Origin of the sequence: Streptomyces sp. NRRL WC-3605 (assembly GCF_001509795.1) — a bacterium.
Taxonomy (GTDB): domain Bacteria; phylum Actinomycetota; class Actinomycetes; order Streptomycetales; family Streptomycetaceae; genus Streptomyces; species Streptomyces viridochromogenes.
The window spans coordinates 19,961-46,712 of the sequence record NZ_LLZN01000065.1; the positions used below are offsets into that span (position 1 = coordinate 19,961).

General features: G+C 69.9%; 19 protein-coding genes. 8 read left to right on the forward strand and 11 right to left on the reverse strand.

The window, feature by feature from the left end; genetic code table 11:
* Nucleotides 1–269 precede the first annotated feature (269 nt).
* From ADL34_RS21590 to ADL34_RS21600, 3 genes are all read left to right on the forward strand, one after another.
* On the forward strand, nucleotides 270–683 hold the full coding sequence (locus ADL34_RS21590; protein WP_062669207.1) for a hypothetical protein: 414 nt from the start codon (nucleotides 270–272) through the stop codon (nucleotides 681–683).
* 124 nt (nucleotides 684–807) lie between these two features.
* Entirely contained in the window at nucleotides 808–1,926 is a 1,119-nt protein-coding gene (locus ADL34_RS21595) for a hypothetical protein (RefSeq protein WP_079034263.1), read from the forward strand.
* A 51-nt stretch (nucleotides 1,927–1,977) separates the two neighbouring features.
* Complete coding sequence (locus ADL34_RS21600) at nucleotides 1,978–2,262, forward strand: hypothetical protein (RefSeq protein WP_062669205.1); 285 nt, start codon at nucleotides 1,978–1,980, stop codon at nucleotides 2,260–2,262.
* Between the two features lie 43 nt (nucleotides 2,263–2,305).
* On the opposite strand, the gene ADL34_RS21605 is transcribed toward ADL34_RS21600, so the two are convergent.
* Nucleotides 2,306–4,498, reverse strand: coding sequence for an ATP-binding protein (locus tag ADL34_RS21605; protein ID WP_062669204.1), 2,193 nt, complete (start codon nucleotides 4,496–4,498; stop codon nucleotides 2,306–2,308).
* Between the two features lie 29 nt (nucleotides 4,499–4,527).
* Complete coding sequence (locus ADL34_RS36180; protein ID WP_159038961.1) at nucleotides 4,528–6,549, reverse strand: toxin glutamine deamidase domain-containing protein; 2,022 nt, start codon at nucleotides 6,547–6,549, stop codon at nucleotides 4,528–4,530.
* Nucleotides 6,550–7,702: 1,153 nt separating this feature from the next.
* On the opposite strand from ADL34_RS36180, the gene ADL34_RS36185 reads away from it, so the two are divergent.
* The 5 genes from ADL34_RS36185 to ADL34_RS21640 all read left to right on the forward strand — a co-directional run bounded on the left by ADL34_RS36185 (nucleotide 7,703) and on the right by ADL34_RS21640 (nucleotide 10,700).
* Nucleotides 7,703–7,915: a hypothetical protein gene (locus tag ADL34_RS36185; protein ID WP_159038962.1), complete on the forward strand. Its 213-nt coding sequence runs from the start codon at nucleotides 7,703–7,705 to the stop codon at nucleotides 7,913–7,915.
* Entirely contained in the window at nucleotides 7,916–8,512 is a 597-nt protein-coding gene (locus ADL34_RS36190) for a hypothetical protein (protein WP_062669200.1), read from the forward strand.
* Between the two features lie 23 nt (nucleotides 8,513–8,535).
* The gene (locus ADL34_RS36195) at nucleotides 8,536–9,417 is read left to right on the forward strand and encodes a hypothetical protein (protein WP_159038963.1); all 882 of its coding nucleotides are present in this window, start codon (nucleotides 8,536–8,538) and stop codon (nucleotides 9,415–9,417) included.
* A gap of 229 nt (nucleotides 9,418–9,646) precedes the next feature.
* The gene (locus ADL34_RS21635; protein WP_159038964.1) at nucleotides 9,647–10,030 is read left to right on the forward strand and encodes a hypothetical protein; all 384 of its coding nucleotides are present in this window, start codon (nucleotides 9,647–9,649) and stop codon (nucleotides 10,028–10,030) included.
* 244 nt (nucleotides 10,031–10,274) lie between these two features.
* On the forward strand, nucleotides 10,275–10,700 hold the full coding sequence (locus ADL34_RS21640) for a hypothetical protein (protein ID WP_062669197.1): 426 nt from the start codon (nucleotides 10,275–10,277) through the stop codon (nucleotides 10,698–10,700).
* Between the two features lie 69 nt (nucleotides 10,701–10,769).
* Here ADL34_RS21640 and ADL34_RS21645 read toward each other — a convergent pair whose 3' ends face one another.
* From ADL34_RS21645 to ADL34_RS21695, 9 genes are all read right to left on the reverse strand, one after another.
* Nucleotides 10,770–12,641: an SUKH-4 family immunity protein gene (locus tag ADL34_RS21645; protein ID WP_159038965.1), complete on the reverse strand. Its 1,872-nt coding sequence runs from the start codon at nucleotides 12,639–12,641 to the stop codon at nucleotides 10,770–10,772.
* 499 nt (nucleotides 12,642–13,140) lie between these two features.
* Nucleotides 13,141–15,285: an SUKH-4 family immunity protein gene (locus ADL34_RS21650; protein ID WP_062669195.1), complete on the reverse strand. Its 2,145-nt coding sequence runs from the start codon at nucleotides 15,283–15,285 to the stop codon at nucleotides 13,141–13,143.
* 404 nt (nucleotides 15,286–15,689) lie between these two features.
* Nucleotides 15,690–17,501, reverse strand: coding sequence for an SUKH-4 family immunity protein (locus tag ADL34_RS35760; protein ID WP_107115670.1), 1,812 nt, complete (start codon nucleotides 17,499–17,501; stop codon nucleotides 15,690–15,692).
* 362 nt (nucleotides 17,502–17,863) lie between these two features.
* Nucleotides 17,864–18,502 carry an SUKH-4 family immunity protein gene (locus ADL34_RS35010; RefSeq protein WP_234375069.1) on the reverse strand — a complete coding sequence of 213 codons (639 nt, stop codon included), beginning with the start codon at nucleotides 18,500–18,502 and terminating at the stop codon, nucleotides 17,864–17,866.
* A 1,572-nt stretch (nucleotides 18,503–20,074) separates the two neighbouring features.
* On the reverse strand, nucleotides 20,075–22,207 hold the full coding sequence (locus ADL34_RS21675) for an SUKH-4 family immunity protein (RefSeq protein WP_159038966.1): 2,133 nt from the start codon (nucleotides 22,205–22,207) through the stop codon (nucleotides 20,075–20,077).
* Between the two features lie 39 nt (nucleotides 22,208–22,246).
* A complete protein-coding gene (locus ADL34_RS21680) occupies nucleotides 22,247–23,578 on the reverse strand; it encodes an SUKH-4 family immunity protein (protein WP_062669188.1) in 1,332 nt (443 codons plus the stop codon).
* A 73-nt stretch (nucleotides 23,579–23,651) separates the two neighbouring features.
* Nucleotides 23,652–25,721, reverse strand: a complete 2,070-nt coding sequence (locus tag ADL34_RS21685) for a hypothetical protein (protein ID WP_062669187.1) — start codon at nucleotides 25,719–25,721, stop codon at nucleotides 23,652–23,654.
* Between the two features lie 124 nt (nucleotides 25,722–25,845).
* A complete protein-coding gene (locus ADL34_RS21690; RefSeq protein WP_062669186.1) occupies nucleotides 25,846–26,145 on the reverse strand; it encodes a DUF397 domain-containing protein in 300 nt (99 codons plus the stop codon).
* Nucleotides 26,146–26,327: 182 nt separating this feature from the next.
* Nucleotides 26,328–26,714 (reverse strand): hypothetical protein, encoded by a 387-nt coding sequence (locus ADL34_RS21695; RefSeq protein ID WP_062669185.1) that lies wholly within the window; start codon nucleotides 26,712–26,714, stop codon nucleotides 26,328–26,330.
* Nucleotides 26,715–26,752: the final 38 nt, after the last annotated feature.

Here is a 26,752-nt window from a genome sequence, read left to right on the forward strand (position 1 = left end):
GATTTCTCCCAGGAATATTCACACGGGCATGCCCGTCGCATCTTCCGGGAGTACCGGAGAGAGGCAGGCATATCGAGCCCGCTCGTCGCGAGTGGGCCTGTTCACAGGGATACGTAGGGATACCGTTCGTCGAGCGCCAACCATTACTGGCCCATGTGGAGTTGAGCGCCGGGCGGGCATGTCCCGTGGGGCGTGTGTTGAAGCGTTCGCAGATGCGTTGGTAGGTTCACGCCGGTCGAGACCCGCCGACCCTCCTGATGAGGTTTCCCTTGGACAGCGCCGAGAACAGTTCCGACAAAAGCGTCGACGACTCCGAGTTTCTGGAGATGACCCAGCAGGACCCTGCCCAGGCGAAGATCCTGCGGCAGTCCCTGGAGCACCTCGCCTCGGGACTGGGCGGTCCGGCCCTCAAGGAGATGGCCCAGGAGGTCCTCTCCGGGCGCATGGGGCTGCGCGAGGCCGCCAACGTCTCGGCGTACGCCGAGGAGGCCGTGCAGCGGTCGGCGCCGCTGGCGGAGAAGTGGGCCGCCATGTCCGACAGCGAGCGCGAGGCCCTCGCCGCGGAGGGAGAGCGCCGGCTGGAGGAAGAGCGCCAGAAGCTCGAGGAGGAGCGGCGCACGGAGTCCGAGAACCGTTCCGGCGGCAATCGGCGTCACGACGGGCGTGGCTGGTCCCTGTACTAGGGGCGGCTGGAACCAGAACGAGGGGAGACCGGTCCCCGCCCTCGAACCGAGCGGTGGCCGGCCCCGGTACCGAGCGGCTGTACGCGGCTCTGATCCCGGCAATGGGGGAGAAGTGAACTTTCGGGTGGAACCCGGTGCGATCGACGGCTTCTCGAAGCTCGTCGGCCGTGCCGCGGACGGCGGCGCGCAGGCGGTCTCGTTCGTCGGCAACAACGCGAAGATCGACAAGTCGGTCGGTGGAATGGCCTGGGACCTCGTCGCAGGTGAGCACGACCGGTACGTCAGCGAGGCCAAGAAGGCGCTGGAAAAGGTCAAGAGCCTGCTGGAGGCGTCCGAGAAGGAGCTGACCGGCACGGCGAAGTACTACAGGGCGACCGACACGGACGAGGCGGCCAAGCTCGACGCCACCTACCCGGGTTCCAAGGTCTCGGGCGGGGACTCCGGCGGCGATCCGCACGACTTCTCCGACGCCAGCGACGCGGTGGACCTGCTGAAGGCGCCCGGGGATCCCAGCAATCCCTTCGTGAAATACGCGTCCGGGCACGCGGACGAATACCAGATGAGCCCCGTGCAGAAGACGCTGGGCAGCGTCCTGGACCTGGGCAGCCCCTCGGCGATGGCCGTGGAGGCGTCCAAGCTGCTCTTCGACTTCGACCCATTCGCCGAAGTGACGAACTGGGTGTTCGGGGACTGGAACGGGTACAACGACTGCTCCGACGTCTGGGGCAGTCTCGCGTCCTTCTGCGACGCGCTCGCCGCCAACGTGCGCAAGGGCACCCAGAACGTCGGTCTGACGTGGGACGGCAACGCCGCGAATGCGGCGACCGTGTACTTCGACGAGTTCACCAAGAAGCTCGAGGAGATCAAGGAGACGTTCACGTCTCTGCAGCGCTGTTATGCGCAGGCGGCGCAGATGGCGTTCCAGTTCGCGGAGTTCCTGAAGTCGTTCCTGGTGATGTTCTGCGACCTGCTCGTCATCTGGCTGGTCAACCTGCTCGCCGCGCAGGCCGTCAACGTCATCCCGGTCGGCGGACAGGTCGCTTCGGCGGCGATGTTCGCGCTGGCCGCGGCGGAGGCCATCCGGCTCATGCAGCTGTGGGCCGAGGCGTCGAAGGCGTTCGACACGTTCGCTTCGGCGCTGAGCGCGCTTGGTCTGGTCATGTCGACGGCCGTGAACGGATTCGCCGCCGCGGACGGATTTCCGCAGGTGGGCACCGGCGGCTATGACCACGCGGCCGTCTAGCCCCAGAAAGAACAAAAGAATAATGGCTGACTGCTGAACGGGACGGGCGGAATGAGTTTCTTCAACGGCACCGGGGGCCTCGATCTCTTCCTCGGACGTGCCCGGATCATGAGTGCCTGTCTGGTTCCCGTGAGCCTTGCACTCATGTTCTTCTTCATCCGCGAAGAGGGTTGGCGCTTCAGCCTGCTGCTGTGCTGCATCCTGCCGCCGATCGGCGCCTACCTGGCCTTCCGGGGCAACCGGGAGGTCCGGCCCGGGCTGGCGGCGATCGGCTTGGTGCTCGCCGTGGGCGCCTTGCCGTTGGCGTTGGGGCTGGCGGTGCTCGAGGGGGCGTGAGGCGGGACCGCTGTAGCAGGTAGGAGTGCGGCCGGGCGCCGCATCACAGCGATTCCGGGACGTCCAGGTCCCCGTCGAAGGCTGCGGTCCAGGACGCGGAGGAGCCTGCCGCCGGGTCGATCTGACGGGCCCAGGCCGTGAGGCTGCGACGCGCGTCTTCTTCTTCGTATCGCGTGGAGAATTCGCTGCGACGCAGTGTGACGTAGAGGCTGACCAGGGTCATGAATTGACGCAGGCTGCTGCCGAGGAGTTGCACCCCCGCGGCAGAGGTCATCAGCACACGGCCGGACTCTCCGCCCACGGCGATTTTCTCGCCCAGCCAGAACCCCAGGAGATACGTCGGCTCGACGTTGCCCGGAGCGTCGAGGGGTTCCAAGCCGGTCTGCGCCAGGTCGACGGTGCTCAGGAATTTCGGCTCGCTCCCGTCGAGGGCGGGGAAGCCGATGCCGGTAAGGGTCGCCAGCGTCTGCGCGTGGACGACCCCGGCAGGGATGGCGGACCGCTCGAGCCGGCGCAGGGTCCCCTCACCGAAAGCGGTCGCCCACCAGGAATGATCGGGGTCTTCCTCCGGACCGGGTAGGGCAGGCACGGGCCACACCGCCGTACGACGGGCGGGTGCGACGAGGGGGCTGGGCCAGCGGTTCGGAGCTCCTGCCATTTCGTCGGGTTCGAAGACGTCCAGGGCGAAAACGCCTCCGCTGCCGCCCAGCACCCAGCGACCGTCGCCGGCCGGCTCCACATCCCGGACGCTGTGCGGCAGTTGCGGGCGCGGGACCTCCGGGTGCGCCGGGGCGTGCGGGTAGATGTCGACCGTACGGCCCAGCACACGGTCGACCTCGCCGTCGGCATCGAGGAATACGTCCACGACGGACGGGGTGGCGAGCTCGGTGCCGTCCGTCAGACGCCATACCCGCTCCAGATACCGCTCGTCGCCTGGCTCCTCCGACTCGTCGTCCGCCGGCACCGGGAGCTCGCGCTGGGTGGTCACCACGGGAACGCCGCCGTCGCTGAGTCCGAGCTCGACGTAGTCCACGGCCCCGCTCGTGCCTGGGTGCTTCCCGAAGACGCCGTACGGACGCCACCGCGACCATGCGGTGCGCCAGGGCAGCCGTACCGTCTCGGCGAGGGCGTTCGCCCAGTCCGTACGTCCGCGGTTCACGGCGGCCCAGTGGAGCCATGCCAGCCACTCGCGATGGGACTGCGGTGCGACCCCTTCCGCATCCAGGTAGCGCGCGTCAGCGGCGGCACCGCCCGTGGGCACGCCCTTCGGCCATGCCGCGGAGATCGCTTCGAGCAGTCCGGTCCGGTCGCAGAGGGCCACGAAGTCCGGCCGCTCGTCCAGAAGCCGGGGCAGGGCTCCGCCCAGAGCGGCGTGGAGGGCTGCGGCACGAGCCCTGTAGGCACGGACCGCCGAGGTCGCCTCGGCTTGGTCCGGATGTGACGGGTCGGCACGGACTGAGGCGCCGAGCAGGGATTCGGTGATCGCGAGTTGCTCGGTGGCGGTCAGTGGGTGATGTGCCCTGATGTCGTATTTGTGGGAATTCGAGATGAAGCGGGCGCTGACCCCGGGGGCGGTCTCGTGTATGAGGACTGTGTCCGGTAGTTGCTGTGCCAGCCGCTGGAGAGAGGCCGCATCCGTATGTTCCCCGAGTATGGCGCAGAGGTGCTCCCAGACCGGCAGGGGGGTGTCGTGTACCTCGGATGCGGCGAGGGCGCGTACTGCGGGATACGAGTCGGCGGTCGCCGTACGAGGTGGGGTGCCGGGCTCTGCGTCCAGGATGATTTCGTTCGTCCCCGGCACACGCACTCGATCACGGGCCGAGTCGGCCTCGACGACCACACGTACACATCCGCGGGTGTGGGCAGCGATTGTCGTGGCCAACGCACCCGCGATGCGGCCAGGTTCCCGCGATGTGAACAACGGGCCGGACCATTGCACGTTGGCCAGCAGGATGATGGCGTCCCTGCGTATGTTCACGACGGCGTCGAGCAGCGGGTCCTTACTCCGGGGGTTAACCGCGTCGATGGAGAATTCCGCGAGGAGCCTGCGGGCCACCTCGTCCGTTGTCAGGCCACTGCACTCGATGAAGATGGACGACGGGAACCGCTCGTGCGTCCTTCTCAGAAGTGCGGTCTTGCCCATCGTGACGGGTCCCACCACCGACAGCACCGATCCGCGTTTCCGGGGCTCGGCAAGCCAGTCACCAACGGCGCGCTCGGCGTCAGCAAGGATCATTGTTCGTCCCTCCAATCGGCCCTCGCGCGTCAGCTTACGACACTGTTCTGTGCAGCTTTCATCCAGACCCGGACAAGTTCACCACGGAAGCGATGCATGTCCTCGTCACGACGGTTCTTGGCCTCCCTGTGCGTTCTTCTCGTGGCTTCTTCCATCGTCTCGCCGTCTTCTGGCTGAATGGCAGTCGGATCCATCTCTCCCATCCGGTAGCCTGCGGCGTAATATATGGTTGTTTTGTTTTTCTTTCCTTCCGGAGCTGCTCTCTCTTCATCCGTTTTCTCGTGATACTTTTTCCGCTCCTGTCCCTCCGGGCGTTCCAATTCGTGCACTAGATAGTCTGAGCAGTTGGCGGAGGCAGGGTGGGTCTTGTCCCCGCAAGGCTCGAATTCTGTGTACATCGCAGCCGCCGTGTAGCGTCCTGGATTCGCGTGGTCGAGCGCGCGGAATGCTTCACCAAGTACTGGTTCGGAGTGATCCTGGCCGATATCCTCAGAGTTTGGTGGAACTGACGAATCGATGATGTAATGCGTTTCGGTGCTGCCGTCGTCTTTAGTCTCCACTATCTCAAGTACTGCGTAATTCTTTCCAGAGAAATCGGGGCGCAGTAGCCTCCGTTTTTCCCGCATCTCTTGCTTTTCTTTTTCGGTTTTGCCTGCCTCTTCCTTCGCGATTCTGGCTTTGTCGCCTACGTGCTCGTTCCAAAGTGATGTGAACTTGCGTTTCTCGGCGCGCATCTCCTTACCGTTTTCAGGGTCGTGGCCGCCTTCCAGGAGCTCTTGAGCCGCCGCATATTCACGCGCCAGTGAAGCCGGATCCAGACGTTCACCGGTCTTGGGGTTGTGCCTGGAATGAAGTTCTGCTCCGCCGGACTCCTCGACGGAGTGTGCTTCATGGAAGGCGCTGCTGAGGCGGGCGATTGCCGCAACGGCTGCCATCTTTTCCTCGCGGCTCATCTCCTCGAAGCCTGGGCGAAGCAATTCGCCCAATCGTTGTTGGCTGATTGGCCCGGAGGCGGACTCTCGCGCGGCAGCGACGAGTGGCGGAGTCGTGCCCTCCGGACCTGGTTCTGCCCACTCTTGGAGGCGCCGGACGACGGGTCCGAGGTCCATCTGCTCCACGCGATTCGTCTGGCGCAGCCTGTCTTGCGAGTCATCGGTGTGCATCCCGTAGTGAGTGTGAGAGCCGTCTCCAGGCTGATCCACGCCATACCCCGGGATACCTTCGGCCCGCGACGAATTGTAGGGATCTCTGGCAACCTCCCTGGCCCTTGCTATCTCAGCTGCTTTTTCTTCGGGGGTTTTCGACTTCTTGGATTTCTTGGCTTCTTTCTGACTCTCCTCATGCTTTTTTTGATCCTCAGTCTTTTCGTTTTTCTTACCCTCGTGGTTATCGGCGCCAGCTGGCTCTTCGGCCGCCCGCCGACCACCTGGTATCTCACTGGTGGGCCGTGAGGTGGTGCCTGGCCTGGACTGGCCGCTGTTCTCCGACCTGACCGGCTGGCGGTTCGGGTCCAGGGGGATGGCGAAGACGCCGTGGTCGCCGTTGTGGAGCGGGGTCCGGCTCTGCTGGCCCGTCTGGGCGTCGATGTAGGTGATCTTGCCGTTGTGGTTGACGGCGTTCCAGGCGTGGGCGCGGCCGTTGGCGTCCTGGGTGATGATGACGGCCTGGGAGCCGTGGCCGCTGTCGCGGAGGGTGTTCTCCAGGCGGTTGAAGGCATCTCGGCCGTTGCCCATGTCGTTGAAGCGGGCGCCGAGCGTGTTCTCGATGCGGTCGCGGCCGCCCCTCTCACCGCGGTCTGACGGGTTGCCGTCCGCGTCCAGGTCGGGGGTACGGGCGCCAGCGGCCGTCGGGTTGCCCGCGTACGTGTCGACCGTGGAGAGGGCCGTGTCGACACAGTTGTTGCTCCGGCCCGGCGCGTCAGGGCCGTCGCCGTTGATGCGCTGCACCCACGGGCCGTCCGCCGGGTCCGGCGGCCGGGTCGGGTCGCCGTTCGCGTCTCGGGGAACCGAGTTCTCCAGGGCGTCCTGTTCGGCCCGGGTGGGGTCGGTCACGCCACCCGGGGGGTTCGTGTTGCGCGTCTCCGAGGCCGGGGTCGGGACGTCCCTTGGCTTCGCGCCGTCGGGGGTGGTGCTCTGGTGGTCGGGAGTGGTGGGGCCGCCCGAGTCCGGGTTGTGGGGCGCGGAGGGAGTGGGCTGTCCGCTCGGCGTGGTGGTCACGTGGTGGATCGGGACCGGTGTGACCTGCGACTGCTGCTGGTGATTCGGGGTGCTCGCAGGGGACTGCTGGGTGTGCGGCTGCGGCTGGGTCTGGGGACCGGGCTGGTTCGGTGTGCTGCCTGCGGGCTGCTGCGGCGGGCGGGACGGGGTGGTGGTGCCGGTGCCCGGCTGGTTGGGCGTGGCGGGACCCGGTGACGTCGACGGGGAGTGGGGAGTGCTGCCGCCCGGTGTCGATGTGGACGGCGGTGTCGTCCTGGAAGGTGTCGACTGGGTGGGGCTCTGGCCCGGCGTCGGAGTACGGCTGCTCCCGGGCTGGTCCGGTGTGCTGCGCGGAGCGGTGCTGTCGTTCCGGGGGGTCGTGCTCGGGTTGCCGGGGATGGTGGTGCGGGGCGGCGTGCGGTCGCCGCGGTCGTTCGGTGTCGTACCGGGGTTGTTGCGGGGCGTCGAGGTGTCGCTAGGCCTCGTACCAGGGGTGTTCCGAGAGGGCGAGTTGTCGCCCGGCGTCGTACTGGGGTTGCTGCGGGGCGTTGACGCGTCGCTCGGCCTTGTGCCGGCGTTGTTCCGGGACGTCGAGTTGTCGCCCGGCGTCGTACTCGTGTTGGTGCGGGACGCCGTTCCGTCGTTGGGGGTCGCGGTCGTCGGACGCGGCCGGGGTGCGTTGCCGTCCCCGGCGGTGGCAGGACTACCAGGCGTGTTGCCGCGCGGTGCGGTGCGGTCGCCGGTCGGCGAGCCCGGGGTGTTCCGGGTCGTGCCGGCGTCTCCCGTGGGGGTGCCTCCGGGGCGCTGCGCCGGTATTCGGCCGTCGGGCGTGCCCGGCGTACGGCTGTCACCGGCCCCGGGGACGCGGCCGTCGGGAGTGGGCGTGCTCCGAGGCACCGTAGGAGAGGTGGGGCGCGGGGTGGAGGCCGGTCCCGTACCCGCTGCGGGTGCCGTGCCGGGCGTGTTGGCGGAAGGATTCCTCGCTGGGCCCGAGTTGGCGTTCGGGCTTGTGGGGGACGTACTGCCGGCCGACGGGCCGCCCGAGCTGTGGCTCGCGGCCGGGGTCGTACCGGCGGGGGCGGCTGCGGTGGGCGACGTCGGCATGCCGCCCGAACCACCGTCCGGACGGCCTCCGGAGCCGGTCGGGGCGGAGTCGTTGGTCGTCGGCGTCGGCGCCGCGTTGGTCTGCGTGGGCGCGGTGGCCGCCAGGCTGTCGATCTGAGTGCCGATCGAGCCGCCCGTCGGCGAGGACGACGGACTGCTGGACGACGACGCGTGCGCGGGCGCCGACTGCGGGGACGGTGACGACAGCCCGGACACCGGCGAGCCGCCGCTGTGGGACGGGCCCGACGTGCTCGGCGAGCCGGACGAGCCGGTGGAGCTGTCGGAGCCGCTGGGCGAGCGGCCGCCCGGCGAGGGGTCGTCGAAGTCGGACAGGGATGAGTCGGACGGCGACTGCGCCGGCCGCGAGTACGGCGTGTCCGAGGAGGACGGACTGCTGGAGTCCGAGCCCGGCCCAGAACCAGAGTCCGGACCCGCCCCCACATTGGGGCCGCCTATGTTGTTGCCGCCGGTGTCGGCGGATATGCCGTTGCCTATGTTCGTGCCGGGCAGGTTGTTGCCGTTGCCCGACCGCGTGGACGTCGAGGAGTCCGACCCGTTCGAATCCGAGTTGGACGTACCGGAGTTGCCGTCCGAGTTCGATGACGAGGAGTTGGAGGACGGCGAGTCGGAGGACGAGGAGGACGACCTGGAGCCGCTGTCCGAACCGGGGTCGCTGCCGACCTCGCCGCTGGGCAGCCCCGACGCCCCGTCGTAGCCGTCGATGCGGCTGTCGATGGCGTGGCGGGCCCGGCTGCCGGCCTTCTGGCCCAGGCTGTCGCGGACGCCCTCGGCGAACGTCTGCGGGCTCTGCTTGAGCGCGTCCAGTCCCGCCGTACCACCGGCCTTGAGGGTGGCGCCGACGTCGTAGCCCTCCTGAGCGCCGAAGCCGACGTTGACCGTCTGGCGGACGAGGTCGGTGATGATCGCCTCGATCGCCGAGATGGCCGGCTCCTTCATCGTCTCCACGATCGCCTCGAGCAGAGCCTTCTTCAGCTCGTCGAGGAGGCGGCGGACGATGAGACGCGTGACCTGGGTGGCGCCGAGGCCGGCGACCTCGGACAGGCCGAAGGTGAAGGGAGCGGCGGCGTGCGCAGCGACGATCTCGATCGCCAGGGCGATCAGCTGGGCGATGACCGCCCACTTGGCGAACTCGACGAGGTAGGCGCAGGCTTCCAGCACGTTTGCGATGAGGAATGCGGCCTCGGCGGCGTTGCGGAGGTAACCGTCTCCGCCGCCACCGCCGTCGAACTTCTCGTACGTCTTGACGAACTTGTCGATCGACTCACCGGCGTTGTGCGCGGTGACCTGACGGGCGGCGCCGTTCGCCGTGCCGTGCAGCTCGGTGACCTTCTCGCCGAACTGCCGCCACACCTCGGCACAGTCTCTGAGCTTGTCCTCGTCCGCTGTAGGCCATCGGTAGCCCAGCATCTCGAGTACCCACTCGAGCTCGTCCGGCAGCATCATCGACACAGCAGAAAGCACCCCCGTCAGACCGAACGGCCGTACAACTCCCTCACCCGTCCAGGGAAATCACACAGGAGTACAGCCGTCCGCAAAGTTTACGGAATCACCGTCGAACCGCCTCAGGGTGGTGCTGTCACAAGTCCGTTTCAGGACTGAGCCGTTGGCGCGACGGCCCGGCCGGCGTCACCGCGATGCACGCCGAACGCCTCTTTCTTTCGGGCCGACCGACGCTCATCCGACGCCCGTACCTTCCCAGCGAGACCCCCGGGCGAAGAGCAGAGCGGAGGCCTGTCGCGGAGCGCCACGCGACGGCCGTCCGCGCGGCTGGATCATGGGACTCGCCCGCCGTTCGCGTACGGCCCCGCGGGCGCTACGCTGCCTGCACATGACGACGCGTGATGGGGAACAAATGCTGGCGGAACGCGGCGCGGACAGTCCGGTCCGGGACGACGTAGACGTAAAGGAACTGCGGGCGCGTCCTCAGAGGCTCACGGAGCCGAGCACGCCGAGCGAGCGCTCGCAGCAGGCGCGGAGCGCTCGTGGCGGCCTCATGGCCATAGGGGCACTGGTCGCGGTGGCGTGCCTTTTCGCGATCGTGGGGCGGCTGAACGGCGGCACGGAGGCCGGTGCCTGGACCGTGGCCTACGCGATAGGCCTGGTGTCCGCCACTCCCGGCGTGGAACTGGCCCGGCGCGGCCGCACCCGCTGGGCCCTCATGGCGACCATCGTGGGCGCGGTCGGCGCGACGCTGGGCAACGCGCTGCCCTGACCGCCGAGCGGCCGCGACCGGGTGGCCTGGGCGAGTGGCTGAGGCGGTACTTGCCGCTTGGCCCCGTGAGACTGCTGCGTCCGCCCGTGAGGCTGTTGTGGAGGTCCGTACGGCTCCTGGCGGCGGTGGCCGTACGGTTGGGGTGGCCACGGCAGCAGCCATGCGGTCCCACGGAACATCCCGCACGAGAGCACGAGATACTGCGGGGGCCGACGAGCGGACCGGAACAGCGAGGAGATGCGACATGGCACGGCAGCCCGACAACTCATCGAACCCGCACGGCGCGTCGCCCGAGCGCGGCGTGCTCGACGAGGCCCTCGAGCCCGAGCAGATCAAGTCCCTGAACTCCGCGCTGCGCAAGCTGTCGCAGACCGACAACGTGAGCAAGGACCTCCAGGAGGCCGCCAAGCGGATGCTGTCCGGTCGGCTCGCTCTGCGTGACGCCCTGGACGACCCGGCGTTCGCCCGGGCTTTCGGCAGCGGGGGACTGGCGTCCCTGCGCGGCCAGTGGGAGTCGCTGCCGGAGGAGGAGCGCGACCGCCTTCGGCACGGCGAGCCCTTGCAGGGCGACGCCGACGCCGCTCGGAAGGACGCCGAGGGCGGGCCTTCGGAACCGGGCGGCAAGAAGCCGGGCGGGGGGCGGCACAGCGGGGGTTTCTCGCTGTACTGACGGCCCCGCACGCGGCCCTGAATCACTGCCGTTGTCGGCGGCGGACAAGCGGGGTGCTTGAACTACGGCTCAGATCCATTCCAGTCCGTAGGACGCCAGGTCCCACGTGCTGTCCTCGAAGTCGTAGCCCTCGAGGATGAGCGTCCAGGTCTCGGCCCGAGAGGCTGCGGGATCGATGTGCTCGTGCCACCTGGCGAGGTTGTCTAGTGCGTCTTTGTGGTCGGTGGCGTAGGGGAAGTGGGTCCTGCGGAACTCGTCGTACAGCCGGACGGTGGCGAAGAACTGGGTGAGGCTGCTGCCTGCGACGGGGTCGGGGGAGCCGCCCGTGGTGTCTCGGTAGAGCCGGCCGGTGCCGCCGTCGAGCAGGAGTCTGGAGTACATCCACGTGCCCAGCTCATAGAACGGGCCGCTGGTGGGTGCCTCGCTTTTGGCGCGGCGCTGCCGGGGCAGGCTCCGGTCCTGGCCGGGCCAGGGCACCTCGACCAAGGGGCTGTCTCCGCGCGGGGTGATGGCCAGGTGCAGGAAGTCTCTGATCTCCGGCAGACCGGTCCGGGTGAGGAAGTCCCGTGCGGCCAGGTCCGTGAGGCCGGCAGGAAGCCGCTCATCGGTGAGCTGGTGGCAGGCCCCTGTGCCGAAGGTCTCCTCGAGCCAGTCCCGCATGCCGTCACCGCGTAGGGCGGCTGCCGCGGATGGGGGGAGCGGCCAGGGGGCGGGTCGGGTGTGTGCGGCGATCAAAGGGCGCTTGGGGTAGGTGTCCTGCGCGGTGTCGGCCGTCGCCTGGACGGACACGGCGAAGAGGCCCATGGTGCCGGCGAGTACCCAGTGTCCGTCGACGTAGGCGCCCTTCGTCACTGCCTGAGGGCAGGCGGGCGGGCCGGGGACGGTGGGCGTCTCCAGCTTCCAGCCGGTGTCCGTGTGCTCGGCGAACGTGACGTCCGGTACCTCGGGACCCTCGGAGCGTCTCGGGCTGCTCCAGGGGAGAAGTCCGTCCGACAGGGAGGCGCGCATCTCGACGGGAGCCGAGACAGGCTCCCCGGTCCTCGGGCTCCACTCCTGGCGGACGTACTGGTACTTCGGGTGGGCGATCTTGCCGGTCGTCACGTCCCGGGCCGTGATGACGGTCAGTCCCGACTCTCCGACCGCGATGCCGAGTTCGTCGACCCGGCCGGCCTCGCTCTCGATGCGACCGAAGATGCCTGCGGGGCGCCAGTGGGTCCACGTCGTCCGCCACGGCAGCGGGACCCCCGCGGCCAGGAGCCCGTCGGCCAGCTCCGCACGGCCGGAGCTGAGCGCGGCGTGGTGGAGCCAGGCCACCCATTCAACCTGCGACGAGGGAGTAACGCCCTGAGCCTCCAGATAGTGCAGCAGCGCGGCCACGCTGCCGTACGGCACGCCGTCCGGGTGGGCGATGGCGAGAGCCTCACGCAGCGCAGTCGGCGAGAACTGGGCCAGCAGACGCCCGTCGTCCAGGAGGTGGGGGAGGGTGCCCGCCAGGGCCGCATGCAGAGGCAGAGCGCGAGCGGCGTACTGCCTCACCGGCCCCCGCTCCGACCAGAGACCCGGTCCGTCGCCGTCCGTCGTCGCGGACACCAACGCGTCGACGATGCGGGTCTGGACCTCCGAATCCGTAGGCTGCCTGCGTCGCCACGCACGGTGGAACGCCTCGGACCGGAACGCGACCGACGACCGGTCCTCGTCCACGATCAGGATGTCCGGGCGCTCCTCCGCGAAGGAGAGGAGCGAGCGCGCCTCCGTGGGCACGTCGCGCGCGTCGCACAGCAACTGCCAGACAAGTAGCGGCACCTGACGCAGCTCGGCAGCGGCCAGGGCGGCCAACTCCTCCTCCCCGCCAACTTTTGTGCCCACGTCCGGTGCGGGCAGGATGACTTCATGTTCGGCGAAGCGGGGGGTTGCCACGATGTCCGGGTCGTACTCCGCCATGACCCAGACCTCACGCCCTTGGAACCGTCGAAACCCAGGAGCCAGGACTTCAGCCACGCGGACGGATTCGGTCGAGGTCACCACCTCACCCGCGTACTGCACGTTCGCGAGGAGAAGGACACACGGGTGACCGGCCGGAGCGGCACGACACTCTTCGCGCATGCTTGTTGCCACGGCGTCGGCGCTCAAGCCCCGGCAGTCGATGAGTACGGCGCTGGGCCAGCGGTCTTGGACGGCCCGTAGATACGCGCTCTTGCCGCTCAGCGCCGGGCCGAGGACGGAGAACACCCGCCGCTGCGGTGCGGGCAGCTCCCGCCAGGCCTCGATGCGAGCCCAGGCCTCAGCGTTGATCTCGGGCACTCGTGTGTTCCCCCTCCAGAAGTGGTGGTGCGGTCCGCGACGTTACTGACCCGGCGCGATGGCGCGCACATGAGGGGGATGCCGTCCTCCCGAGCGAAGCCCGAACTCGTCCCGTGCACCCGGCCTCGACCCGCCCCGGTCAGACTCGGTCGGCGAAGTTGTAGTCCTCGAAGACTCTTTGCCATCCCTGTGTCCGGTAGGCATCGGGGTCGATGAGATCGAGCCAGTGACGTAGGTCCGACTCCGTGTCCTCGATCGACCAGTCGGAGGCGAACCACCAGTAGTAGAGACGGACCATGGCGACGAACTGACCGAGGCTGCTGCCGGCCAGCGCGTCCTCGATCCCGGACGAACCGTCTTGCAGCACCCGCCCGTCGCGACCGTCGAGAAGCAGACGCGCACCTTGCCACCATCCGAGCGAGTAGTACGCGGATTCCTCCTCGGCCGGCCCGGCGAGGGGGCGCGGGCCGGTGTCCGCGAGGCCGGTGGTGTCGAGTTCGAGGAAGCCCGTGACGCAGGGGAAGCCGACTGAGGTGAGGAATTCGCGCGCGCCGGCGTCCGAGAGGGTGGACGGCACAGCTTCCTGCGAGAAGTGCTTGACCGCCGCAGGGCCCCAGAGGTCCGTCAGCCATTCGGTCGTGGGGGCCGAGGCCGCGGCCGGCAGGTCCGCCGGAGCGAGAGTCGTTCCGGTGCCCAGGAGCCGTTTGAGGAGACCGGACGCGGTCTCCCGCCCGGCGCTTTGATTGATCTCGACCACGAACACTCCGTCCGTGGAGGCCAGTGCAAGGTTCTGGCCCAGGCGCACGCCTCGCCGAACGTACTCGGGCATGCGAGGCAGATCCACTTCGCCATCCGCGGCTCCCTCAGGGCGCCATCCGCGGGGCCCTTGATCAGCTGCCGTCGTACTCGGCGTGCTCGCGGCCTCGCCCGGCGCGGGGCGTGGTGCGCCCGTGGCCAGGTCCCAGGTGCCGATGTGGTCGCGGCGGGTGCGGGCTGTGAGGACGTCACCGGCCGAGGTGTGCGTGATCTGGAGAGTTCGGACAATCGGGCGCTTGACCAGGGCGTCTGTACTGAACGCACCGGCGCCGACACCTTGGGCCCAGAGCGTCCGCCAAGGCAGCACCACGGGTCCGGCCGCAGCCAGGAGCCGGTCGGCGACCGCTCTTTCCGCCGGTCCGCCCTGCATCAATGTCAGGTGCAACAAGGCCAGCCACTCACCCTGGGACGAAGGCTGCCCACCACGGCGTACCAGGTAGTGGAGTCGGGCTCCCGCAGTGCCCTGGGCAATGGGCTGCCCATGGAAAGCGGCCTCGAACGCCTCGAAGAGCGTTGCGAATCCGACCCTGGCGACTGCGGCGGCGTCCTCGAGAAGTCCCTCGAACTGGCCGGCTGCGGCGGCGTGACCGGCCAGGGCACGCTCGGCGTACCAGCGCGTGGCGTCTGAGGCGTCTACGTCCGACAGGGCGGTGACGATAGGCGCGTGACAGCGCCTGGCCTCGTCGGCGGGCATCTGCCCACGCAAGTGCCGGGCGGCTGCTTCCTGCTTGAAGGAGACCAGCGGAGTGCCGGTCCCGTCCTCGGTCCGGTGGATCCACTCCGTGGCCGCCGTGTCGTCGAGCAGCGACTCGAGCTGGACCTCCGACATGTCCCGGCCCAGGGCCGAGCAGAGAACGGACCATATGGAGAGGGGAACGAAACGGTGCTCGGCCAAGGCCAGCGCGCGAAGGGCGGACGGCAGAGGCGCCTCGTCGTCCGGTGACGGGGCGGCGGGCCCGGGTTCGAAGCCGCCCTCCAGTGTCAGTTGCCGTCCGTGCCACTCGGCGACCCTGCCCGGACCGTCGTCGACTTCGACCAGCAAGCGCATCCGCAGGCCGCGCCGATGGTGCTCGATCAGCGCGTGCGCCACCTGACCGAGCACACGTTCCGGTTCACGCGTGGTGCGCAGTCGCCCAGCCCACTGCGTGTTCGCGAGGATGACTACGGGGTCGTCGGTGATCTGGCCGACGACGGTGGCGAAGTTGCCCTTGAACGAGTCCGTGGCGCGGATGCCGAGGGCGGCCGCCGCCTCCCGGGCCACGTCTTCCGCGGACTTGCCCGTGCAGTCGACGTACACCGCGCCAGGGTGACGGACGACGACTTCACGCAGCAGCGCGGTTCTCCCGCTGCCCGCACGCCCTCCGATCCACATCCACGCGCTGGTGTCGCGAGGGCGGTCGATCCAGCGCAGGGCGCGATTCAAGGCGAGGTCGGCTGAGACGGCGTCCGGGTATGGGCTTGTACTCATGTGCTTCGGGTCAGGTCTTCCTGCAGGTAGAAGAATTCATCGGTCTCTGTGACGTGTCCCCAGTTGCGGGTGGCTGCGGCGGCGGGGTCGATGCCTGCGAGGCAGGTTTCGAGTTCTTCGATGAGGTCGCCTCCGTCGAGGCTGCCGCCGTCCGTGATCCTGCACGTTGGCCAGGAGCACGATGCCTCCCGTGCACATCCCCGCGAGCGCATCCTCTTGCGGATCCCGCAGGGGGCGATGCCCGCATCCCCGCTCAGCACTGTCGTCCACCCCCACCCGGCCCGACGAAGCCAGGCTACGTCAGCACCGGTGACGCGTTGCATCCAGACCCTCGCCGCATCCTTCGCCGTAGCGCTCTGCTCGTACTCGCCCGTCGCTGCCGAGCTCCTTGCGGTCAACGCCAGTCAGTAGGTCGATCTCAATGGGGCCATCCAGAACGCGGTGCCCATGGTGTCGGCGTCGGACAGCGTGGACTCCAGGTCGTCCCTGATCGCGGTGCGCTCGATGCGGCTCGACGCCGAGGCCAGCATGCAGCGGGCCACGAGGTAGTGCTGGAGGCGGTCGATGAACGTGGTCAGGCTGCTGGCGATCACCACCGGGCTGGTGCCCTGCTCCCCGTCGCCGTCCGGTTCGTCGGGCTCGTCGTCGAAGTCGTCCTCCGTGCTGCTCCAGTCGTCCGCGCCGAGCACGACGACCTGTCCCGTTTCGCAGTGCAGGGCCAGGTCGCCCCCGCCCCACAGGCCGATCTTGAAGTACGGGCCAGATGCGCTGACTTCCTCCGGGGCGTCGGGGGAGAGGAGGGGGAGGCCGGCCTCGTCCAGTGGCTCGATCCGGAGTGCGGCGCCTTGGAAGGCGGGTAGTCCGACGTCCGTGAGGACGCGGCGTGCATCGGTGTTCGTCACTCCGTCGGGCAGCAGGCTGGCGGGCAGGCGACGTACGACGCCCGGTTCGAAGAGGTCGGGGTCGTAGGCGTCACGGCGCAGGGCCGGATCGTGGTGCAGGGCGGGGACGAAGCCGGAGTCGTCGAAGAGCGGTTCACCGTGCACCGTGCTGATGCCCTCGCTCATGGACGGGTCGTGGACGTCGACCGCGAAGACGCCGCCGAGCCCCGTCACCACCAGGAGGTCGCCGACCTTCACCTGGTCCGACATGAAGGGGGGCGCCAGGATCTCGAAGACGGACAGGTCGTCCCAGTCGGGTGTGACGTTGGGTTCGGTGTAGGTGGGCCAGAGTGGTTCGCGCTGGCCGGGTGCCGGGAGTGCCTCCGGCCAGGGGCCGGCCAGTTGTTCGCCGGTCTCCGCGTCCCAGACTCGGTGGCGGCCGTCCCACTCGCCGGGAGCGGCAACGGCGTGGCGGCCGGGAAGGTAGTCCTCGGGGGCGATCACCGGGTCGCCGAGCGGGCCGGGACGCACGTAGGCGGCGCTCAGGGCACCCGGTGGCCGCCAGTGAGCCCAGCGGACCGTCCACGGCAGCGGTTCGCCGGACGAGGCGATCTCGGCGGCGGTCTCCGTGTCGCCCCGCACCGTACTCATCAAGTGCAGCCACGACGCCCATTCACCCTGGGGCAGCGAATCGACCCCGCACATCCACAAGTTGACGGCGTCACCGGCCGGAGACGCACCGCTGACGGCGTACGAATCGTCGGCGTGAGCCGCGTCGATCAGGGCGACCTGATCGATCCGGGCGACGAGCCTGCCGGAGCGTTGAACAGCGTCGAACTCGCCTGCCTGCACGGCATGCATCGCCAACCCCTGCGCCGAGTATGGGCCGGTCGGCCCCGCCGCAGGCCGCTCGCGCAACCATGCGACCAACTCTCCATTCACCGCTCGTACGACCTCTGCAGCGGTGGTCCGACGCAGCGCCTCGGCGTGGCGCTCGTCGCGGAAGCGGACCCAGCCGTCGCCGTCCACCTCCAGGAAGTCCCCGGCAGTCTCCAGTGCCGCGGCCACAGGCAGGGACCGGCCCACATGAGGTTCCAGCGCTCGGGCCAGGGCGCTCCACACGGGCATCGGAGCACGACGGACCTCGGCCAGTGCGAGTGCACGCAACGCTTCAGCGTCCGCCCCGTCCGGCACCAGACCAGGTGCCTCGCCGGCAGGGGCCGGTCGCAAGGCCACGACCAGGTGATTGTGCGCCCCACGGACCTCCGGCAGGTCCCGTTCGATGACGACCTTGAGGCGGCCGACCACGGCCAGGTCCACGGTGAAGCGGTGCACCAGGCGCTCCGGCTCGCTGGAGCGCCGAGTGCGGCCGGCCCGGTTGCGCGTTGACGATGATCACGAGCCCGCCCCTCAGCGGGGAGTCTTCGAGCTCGAATCCCCAGTCCGACCGCTTCTCCGGAAGCGTGGAGCACCCTGCGGCGCTCATGACCCGTTCGATGACGTCCTCGCACGTCAGCCCCGTGGCATCCACGAACACCGCGCCACCGCGGGCCTCGCTCAGCCGCAGCAGTGTCTCCGTCCGTCCGGACCCAGGCGGGCCGGTCACCTCGGCCACGCTCTGAGTGTCACTTTCCGACCACTCCAGAAGCTCGGCCAGCGCCTGCTCGGGGGACACGGGTGCAGGGGTGAGGGCAGGGTCAGTCATTGTCATGAAGGGCATACGTCCAGGCTCGGGAGGCTCCGCCGCCCTCGTCGATTGCGGTCAGCGAGTCCTCGATCTCGTCGCGGACATCCTCGCGTTCGGTGCGGCTGGACGCCATCGGCAGCAGGCAGCGCCCCGAAATGTAGTTCTGCAGCATGGTCACGAACTGGCCCAGGGACGCGGCCACCTGGGGGTCCGAGTCGTCCTCCTCGCCCTCTGCCGGGAGGCGGTGGACGGCGCCGCTGTCGCCGTGGAGGACGATACGGCCGTCCAGCCAGGTTCCGAGGAGGTAGTACGGGCTGCTGCCGCCGTCCCCCCACACCTCTTCCGCCGTGAGCTCCGTGAGTCCCTGCTCGGCCACGGCCACGAGACTCATCTCGGCGCCGGTGAAGGCGGGCAGTCCCACTTCGCGGAGGATGTGCCGGGCGTCCTCGTCCAGTAGTCCTGGTGGCAGCTCCGTCGCTGCGAGTCGTTGTACTGCCTGTGGCTCGAAGAGTTCCTCGAGAAGTGTGCGATCGGGTTCTTCCCAGAAGTCCTGTGCGTTGTTGTCGACCAGCACGAAGTGGCCGAGCAGTGCGGAACCGTACGGCGGCTCCGGTTGCTTGCAGGTGTCCGGTTCACCAGGGGTGACCATCGCCAGGCCACCGATCCCGGCCAGCACGACACCGCGGCCTGCAGATTCGCCGCGTCGAGGAGAGCCGTCGGGGCGATGTGCGCGACCAGACGCCCGTCACCGCTGACGTCCTCGAGGCGTTCAGCTTGGAGGGCATGCAGGGGGAGAGCATGAGCCAGGTAGTGCCCGACCGACCCGGTTGACGCCCATCCCTCCGAGAACACCAACCGCTCAGCAAGGGACAGCAGTTCCGTCACGAGCCGCGTGTGGACTCGGCACCGGTCCAAGGCTGCCGTTTCCGCCCGAACCGCATCGACGAGCCGTTCGTCCAGGAAGCGCACCTGCCCATCGACGGTCTCGATCGTGTCGGGTAGATCCTCGGCGAGGGTGGCCAGGGCGTCTTCACCGATACGTTCATCGGTGACCCCGTGCACCAACGCCGACCACACCGGCAAGGGCGTCCACCGCAACTCCGCCAAGGCGAGCGCACGCAGCGCAGGCCGGCTGCGCACGGCGTCGAGGCCGGGAAGGGCGCTTGCCGGGGCGGGAAGCTGGAGAGTCAGCCAGTCCCGTGGTGAACGGTCCGGCTCCGGCCCCGATTCGACGCTCACCCTGGCCCCGGCATTCCGAACCAGCGGGTCCAGCACCTGCTTGCGGACACGGCCGGGCTGCATCGATCGGCGCGTACGCCCCGCCCGCTGGGAGTTGGCGACGAGAAGCGGCCTGCCGCTCACCCCCGCCCGCTTCAGCTGCCACAGCCAATCAACCCGCAGGGGCCACAGATCGGGCACACCGAACGCGTCGAGGATCTTCCCCAGGACCTCCTCGGCGCTGAGCCCGGTGGCGTCCACGTACACGGGGTCGGGCAGCGTCTCGCGCAGCCGCAGAAGGACCCCGGTCCTGCCCGAACCGACAGCCCAGAAGACCTCGGCCGATCACTCAGGGCCGTGCTCCTGCCACCATGACTGAATCCTGGACACACACTGGTCGGCGGACCACGCGGATCCACGGATCCGGCGGGCTCGGCTTCGGGTTCGGGAGCCATGACGTCCTTTCCAAGTGCCCGACAGTCGCTCGCCGGGGGTGAGTACCGGCTGCGGACCCAGCCGTATCGCCGTACCGAAACCCTATTCCGTGGCCCAGGAGTCCAGATCTCCGTCGAAGACCTGCTCCCAGTGATCCGCGTCAACCGTCACCGGGTCGATGTCCTCCGCCCACTGCCACAGGCTGCGACGGGCGTCGATGCACGAACTCGCCGGCCCTTTGCCCGTTGCTCAGCAGTGCCACACCGCCGCTTCGCATGCGCCGCGCTCCGGAAGCGAGCGAGGTCGCGGAGTCGGTGGCGCCCAGGCGCGCAGAGGCTCGCGGGCGAAGTCGTCCGCGCTCCTGCCTCGGCAATCGACATGGACAGCGTCCGGGATCCGGGATGCGAACTCGCTGAGGAAGGCAGTCTTCCCGGAGCCCGGGACACCCCCGGACGGCAAGGGTTCGGTACAGCCGGTGGGGCTCCACCAGCCAGGCTTGAGCCTGTTCGAGTGCTCGCTCGGGTGCCACTTCCACCCCGCTCCCCCGCTTCTGGCGTTCGCCTCCCCGTCAGTCGTTGTAGAGGGCGTAGGTCCAGATCTGGGCTCGGGAGCCTGCGTTGTCGATGATCCAGACGGCGTCTTCGATGTGCTGGCGGAAGAGGTGTTCCTCGTCTCGGTTCTCGATGGTGTTGAGGATGCGGCGGCCGGTGATCCACCAGGTGACCAGGGCGAGGAAGCGGTCGAGATTCGTGGCGACGAGGTAGCCGTCGAGGCCGCTTTCGTCGGTGCTGCGGGGCATGCGCAGGATGTGGCCGGTGGGGCCGTCGATGACGATCTCGGCGCCTGACCACAGGCCGATCTGGAAGAACGGGCCGGTTTCCGCAGGCGGTTGCAGGCCCTGGGTCCAGGGGAGTTCCGACAGGAATTTGTCGTAGTCGGGTTCCAGCCGGATGCCCTTCTCCTGCATGGTCGGGAGACCGATGTCGGTGAGGACGCGGCGGGCGGTCACGTCGGTGAGTCCCGGCGGCAGCGACTCGGGTGGGGTGCGCAGGACGCGGGCGGTGGAGAAGAGCTGCGGGAGGGCGGCTGCCGTGGTGGTCGTGGCGTCGGTGAGGAGGGCCGGGCCGGCTGCGGTTTTGGTACCCAGGAGCGGTGGTCCGGGCAGGGGTGCGGGGCTGGTGCCTTCCACGGCGAAGAGTCCGTCTGGTCCGGCGAGTACGGTCAGGCGGCCGGTGCGCAGGAGGGCGGGGAGGAACTCGTCGTCGGGCCCTTCCTGGGTGGCGTTGAATGCCCGGAGTTCCTTGCGGGTGGTGGGAGGAGCCTGGCCCGGTGCTGTCGGCCAGGTCAGGGCCAAGATGGCTTCGTCGGGGAGGTTGTCGCCGTACCAGGGCCCGGCCAGCAGGTCGCCGGTTTCGGCGTCCCAGACATGGATGCCATGGGGGTAGGTGCTGGAGACGATCGCGGGACGGCCGTGCCAGCGCACGTCGAACAGTGACGAGATGGGGCCGGGCTTGAGGTAGCTCGGGTCGTATCCGCCTGGTGGGCGCCAGTGGGTCCAGCGCACCTTCCAGGGAAGTTCCACGCCCGCCCGCTCGATGGACGTGCACAGCTCGGTGTCGTGGCGGGCCGTGGCCATCAGGTGCAGCCACGCCGCCCACTCGCCCTGCTCGGCAGGGCTCACCCCGTACATGTGCAGGTGGACCGCGTCGGCGGCCGCGTTCGTATCGGGGACCGAACCCTCGTGCGCGCAATGCGCCGCGTCCAGGAACGAGGACTGCGGGAGGTTGGCCAGGACCTCGCCGTCACGCAGGAGTGTGTCGAACTCGCCGGCCTGCACGGCGTGCATGGCCAGCCCGTGCGCGGCGTAGCGGCCCAGGGGACCGGAGGCGGCCCAGCCGTCCGGGTGGCGCAGCTGCGGGGCCAGCCCGCGCAGCCAGGTGACCATGTGGCTGTTCACCCGCCGAGCCAATTCCGCAGAGGCGCCCCGGCGCAGCGCGTCGGCCACCGACTCGTCGGTGAAGGCCACTTCAGCGTCGGTCGTCATCAGGGCATCCGGGAATCGCGCGGCCAACGCGCGGAGCGCCGTCTCGTCGGCGTCCCTCGCCCCGGCCGCCCGGGCCAACTCGCCCCACACCTCCCAGGGCACCCGCCTCGGCTCCGACAACGCCAGCGCACAGAGTTCCAACGTCTGGGGGACTGCTGCGACAACACCCGGTGAGTCGTCGTCCAGCCGGAGCGACGGCCAACGATCTGGCAGTTGGCCGTCGTCAAGTGGCGGTGTGTCGACGACGATGCTCAGACCAGCGCGCGCGAGGCGCTCTGCCACGTGCTTTGGGACAAGAGCCGGCTGGGCGGAGAGCCGTGTGAGACCCGCGCGGCCCGCGTGACTGATGAGTACGAGCTTGCCTTCGCCGTGCTTGCGGACAGCATCGCGCCAGGTATGGGGTCGCGCCTCGTCGTCAGGCACCCCGACGACTCTAAGAGCGCTTTGGAGCACGCTCTCTGCATCAGCCCCTGTGGCATCGACGAGCACACTCTCAGGGATCCGCCGGTCAATTTCGTCGAGGACCGCCGCACCACCACCGAAGCCGACGACGTCGAGATGTCTGTCCTCCGGCGAACCGTCACCCCACCAGTCACGCACCCGCGCAACCACCGCACCCGGAGCAAGAGGCCCGGAACCCGACGCCGTCACCGACACGTCCCCCACCATCACCGGCCTGCCGTCACCCGCCTGCCGTCAGAACAACCCGTGCCACATCTGCTCGACCACCAACGACCACCACGCGTCCGGATCCGTGAGCGCCGACGCGTCCACCGCCACCAACTGCTCCTGCAGCGAGGCCACTTCCGCGCCCGCCGCCACCGGGTCCAGGCCCCGCATCCGTTGCCGTGCCGTCGCCAGCAGGGCGAGGGAGCGGGCGAACGCGGCCGTCGAGACGTTGACGTAGCGGGCCGTCGCCGTGACCGGGTCCACCGCCCAGAGCGCGCCGAGGCCGTCCGGCTGGCCGCTGCCGGGCAGGCACTGCACCGCGATGACCGCGACGCCGTCGAAGCCGATGCGGACCAGGTACGACAGGGCGGCGATCTTCTCCTCGCCGGCCGGGCTGCGCCGCTCGCGCAGGTTGGTGGTCACGTCGGTGAACAGGCCCCCGGCCGGGGGCGCGTCGGGCCGGTCGGCCGTGAAGAAGAGCGGGAGGTCGTCGGGCAGCCCCGCCGAGGTCAGCGTGGACGCGGCGGTCTCCGGGAGCGCGCTGCCCGCCAGGGCCTCGGTGGCGTACCGGCGTACGCCCTCCCCGCCGAACACCTCGACGAGATGGCGGCCGAGCTCCTCGTCGGACATCGGCGCGGCGGGCGTCACCTGCGCCGGGACCGACACGCGGTGCGGGCGGGGCGGCGGCTGCTGGCCGGCGATGCGATGCGTCGTCTCGACCTGCTCGACCAGGGCCGCGATGCCCTCGGCCCGGGTCTCCGCACGGGCACCGTACGTCTGCGAGCAGGACAACTGGGCGTTCCGGAAGGTGTTGAGGAGCTCGGCGGTGTAGCCGCCGGGCAGCAGGCTGGGGCGCAGGTCCGTGTGGACGGCGACCACGTTCTCGACGGGCACCTGCATGCGCCGCAGCTCGGACCACGCCTGGTACTCGGCGGGGGGCTGCCCCGGGGCCGAGGTGCGGAAGAGGGTGGTCTCCTCGCCGTTCGCGGGATCGATGAACGTGAACACGGCCGTGTTCCCGGGCCCGGTCACCGGGCGTTCGCCCGAGCCACCCGCGGCACCGGAGGCACCCGCACCCCCGTGCTTCTCCCTGTACATCCGCACGACCTCCTCGACCGGCACCGACGGCCAGACCGTCAGTTCGCCGGTGCGGCGGTCCACGACGCCGCACGCGGCGCCGATCTCGGAGGGCGGCCGCCGCTCCCCGGTCTCCGGGTCACGCTCGGGCGCCGCGGGTGCCGCCCACACGACCCAGCCCAGGTCGAACTCCTGCATCCGGACCTCGCGGCGCGGCTCCGTCGTCCCTTCCGGGTTGAGCCAACGGTCGGCGACGGCGAGCGCCTGCTCCTGGCTGGTCACGGGAGGCTCCTTCGATCGGTCGTTGCACTGCGGAAGAGTGGGGACGGGGCTGCGTCCCAGGTGGTCGTGCCGCCTACGAGGCTATCCCCGCGCCGGCCGCCCGGATCCGGAGGGCCTTCGCCCCCCGTGTTGTGGCCACGAGCAGGATGCCGTCGGGGGACAGGTCGGCGGCCGTGAAGGGCGTGTCCGAGATCAGCGCGGCCACCACCTCCTGGTCCGCCCGGTTCCAGACCCGCAGGTAGTCCCCGCCACGGCTCAGACCGAGCGGTGCGGCGGCACGCTCCTCCTCGGACGGGCGGACGATCCGGTCGAGATCGGCGTCGTCCAGGAGACCCGGCTGTACGAGGCGGTGGACGAGTACGGCGGTCCCGGACACCCCGCCCCCCGCCGTGGTCCCGGACTCCCCGCCCTCCACCGTGGTCCCGGATTCCCCGCCCCCCGTACCGGCGCCGACGGGCCGTGCGCCCGGCGTCCCCGGCGGCAAGACCAGCACGGCGACCGGCGTGGCGCCGGCCCCCTCCGCGCCGGGCAGGCTGCCCACCGTCACCGCGCTGACGCCGCCGGCCACCGGCAGGCTCCACAGCGTCTGCCAGGGCAGGTCCAGGCCGAGCCGTCCGTGGATGGCCTCGGCGTACTCGGGCAGGCCGTCCTCGACGAACGCGGTCTCCAGGAGCGCCGCCCGCAGCAGGGTGGGCGCCTGGGTGCGGGTCAGCAGGGGAGCCGTCCGCAGATACGTCCGGGCCGGCGCGCCCAGTTGCTCCAGCGGTACGGCCTCGACGGCGGCCCGCAGCGGCACCGGATCGGCGTGCACGAACAGCCCGGGGTCAGTCAGGAGTTGGGGCAGCAGCCCGGCCTCCAGCGTGTGGCCGGCGATGTGGTCGCGGACGTACGGGTCGGCCTTGCCCCAGTCCTGGTCCGGCACGGCCTCCAGCAGCGCCATCGCGATCTGCGTCTGGGCGGCCGCGACGTTCGGCAGACCGGCGCGGATCTCCTCGGCGAGCGCCGGATGCAGCAGCCGCAGCAGAGTGCGCTCACCGTCCGCGCTGTCGCCCTCCGCGCCCTCCTCGCCCCCGCCGGCAGCCTCGCCCCCTCCTTCAGACGCCGCCTCCTCCGCTTCCGCCGGAACCTCCACCGGCTGCACGAACGGCCCCGCGAGCAGCATGCCGCCCGCGATGGCCGGGCTCATGTCGTGCCCGGCGACGGCGCTCGCCAGCCGTGACCAGAGCTGAACGGGTATCCCCTCCGCCTCGGCCAGCGCCAGCGGCGCCAGCAGCAGCCGCAGCGTCTGCGAGTCGGTACCGAGCCGCCGGGCGTGCAGGTCGAGGGCCGTCCCGACCGACGTCGGCAGGAACCGTTCGTCGGCCGGATCGAAGCCCTCCGGGGCCATGAGCGCGCAGTGGACGGCGAGTTGGACGACCAGCGGACTTCCGGCCCGCCGCCCGATCGCCGCTCCCAGTGCGAGCCGGGCGGCCGGGTCCACGGTGAACGGCAGTTCCGGTGCGCCGAACTCCGGGTCCAGCGCGGCCTGCGCGTACCGCACCAGGAGGTCCGGGTCGGCCCACTCCGGTGCGTCGAGGTCGATGATCTGAGCGGTGCCCGGCGGCAGTCCCTCCGCCACCTCGGCGGCGAGCGGACGCGGCACCTCGGCCATCAGCCGCACGGTCCCGGTGGCGGCCAGCGGGGCCAGCACCTCCCGTACGAGCCGGGCCGGTTCGTCGGCGGCGCGCACCGGACCCGCCCGGTCCACGTCCGGGACGACCACGGTCACCGGCTCGTCCAGTGCGGCCAGTTCGGCGTACACGCCCTGGACGCCGGTGGCCCGCAGCCCGAAGTGGTCGGCGATCAGCCAGAGGACCTGGGCCGCGGTCAGCCCCTCGGCGCTCGGCACCGCGGGCGCCGGCAGCTCCGGCGGCACCGTCGACGGGTCCATCGCGTCCAGCGGGAGCTGCTTGCGGTACTCCGGCTCGCACAGCATGAGGAACCCGGTGAGCAGTCGCGAACGCCCGCTGCCCGCGTCGCCGGTGAGCACCACCACGCGCGGGGCGCCGGGCGCCGCCGCCCGCCACGCGGCGAGTGCGCGCAAGGCCGCCGTACGGCCACCTATGTGGGGGTGCGGTGCGTAGTCCTCGGTCGAGCCGGTCATGGGTCCCCGTCCTCCGCCGTCACGGACGCAATCGTTACGGTCCCGATCTTAGGCGCCGGGCAGCGAACGAACACGACGGTGGGGGCGTACGGACAGGAGCACCCCGCGCCCCAGCCCGGACCCGCTACTCGCCCGGCGCCGGCTCCAGGTCGAACTCGCCGTCGCGTGCGCCCAGGACGAACGCCTGCCACTCCGCCTCGGTGTAGCGCAGCACCGTGCCGGGGTCCAGGGAGGACCGCATGGCGACCGCGCCGTTCGGCAGGTACGCGATCTCCACGCGCTCCTCGTCCTGCTCGGTGCCGGGCGCGCAGTGCCACTCGACGCCGGAGATGTCGAGGGCGTACAGCTCGTCCCGCTCCCGCTCCTTGCGCGCCTTGGTGTCCTCGGCCGCGGTCCCGGCCTCGTTGTTGCGTGCCTCGGTCATGCCGCTGGGCCTCTTCCTGACGTGCGAACGACGTACGGCTCTCACCCTACTGACGCCAGGAGTCCCCCACATGGCGGTCGCGCACTCGTCCCCCGGGCGGGTGGTGTGCCACGAACAGCGGACGAATGGTGGGCCGCGAACAGCGGACGAGTGGTGTGCCGCGAAGACCGATGGGCGCAGGCTCAGTTCGACGGCCGCGTGTGCAGCTGCCCCTGCGCCACCCCCGACGGCACCTTGACCTGCCCGTCGTAGTCGGCCATCGTGTCGCGCCAGATGGCGTCCTGCTCGGCCTCGTTCTGCTCGTGGGCCAGACCCATCTTGGTGAAGGCGACGCCCATGCCGGCGATGCGTTCCGCCAGGCTGCCCATCGACTCGTACATGCCGTCGCGCAGGCCCTCGTAGACGACGCCGAACTTCTCGCCGATGTCGTCGTCGCCCCAGGGCGGGGTGTCGCCCTTCTCCAGCGCGGTCAGACCCGTCTGGAGCGCCTTCACGGCCTTGGCGAAGTCCGCGCCGGCGCTGAACATCGTGTAGCCCTCGCTCTTGAGGACCGCGGGATCGGAGTCCATGTAGTCCGATGACACAACTGCCCCCCGTGGCTCGGCAT

Bases quoted from the DNA above. Each gene is read 5' to 3' on its own strand.
- ADL34_RS21640 (WP_062669197.1), top strand. From the start codon at position 10,275: ATGGCACGGCAGCCCGACAACTCATCGAACCCGCACGGCGCGTCGCCC.
- ADL34_RS21685 (WP_062669187.1), bottom strand. From the start codon at position 25,721: ATGACCGGCTCGACCGAGGACTACGCACCGCACCCCCACATAGGTGGC.
- ADL34_RS35010 (WP_234375069.1), bottom strand. From the start codon at position 18,502: ATGGTCACCCCTGGTGAACCGGACACCTGCAAGCAACCGGAGCCGCCG.
- ADL34_RS21635 (WP_159038964.1), top strand. From the start codon at position 9,647: ATGACGACGCGTGATGGGGAACAAATGCTGGCGGAACGCGGCGCGGAC.
- ADL34_RS21695 (WP_062669185.1), bottom strand. From the start codon at position 26,714: ATGGACTCCGATCCCGCGGTCCTCAAGAGCGAGGGCTACACGATGTTC.
- ADL34_RS21650 (WP_062669195.1), bottom strand. From the start codon at position 15,285: ATGAGTACAAGCCCATACCCGGACGCCGTCTCAGCCGACCTCGCCTTG.
- ADL34_RS21605 (WP_062669204.1), bottom strand. From the start codon at position 4,498: ATGATCCTTGCTGACGCCGAGCGCGCCGTTGGTGACTGGCTTGCCGAG.
- ADL34_RS21600 (WP_062669205.1), top strand. From the start codon at position 1,978: ATGAGTTTCTTCAACGGCACCGGGGGCCTCGATCTCTTCCTCGGACGT.
- ADL34_RS21690 (WP_062669186.1), bottom strand. From the start codon at position 26,145: ATGACCGAGGCACGCAACAACGAGGCCGGGACCGCGGCCGAGGACACC.
- ADL34_RS21645 (WP_159038965.1), bottom strand. From the start codon at position 12,641: ATGGCGGAGTACGACCCGGACATCGTGGCAACCCCCCGCTTCGCCGAA.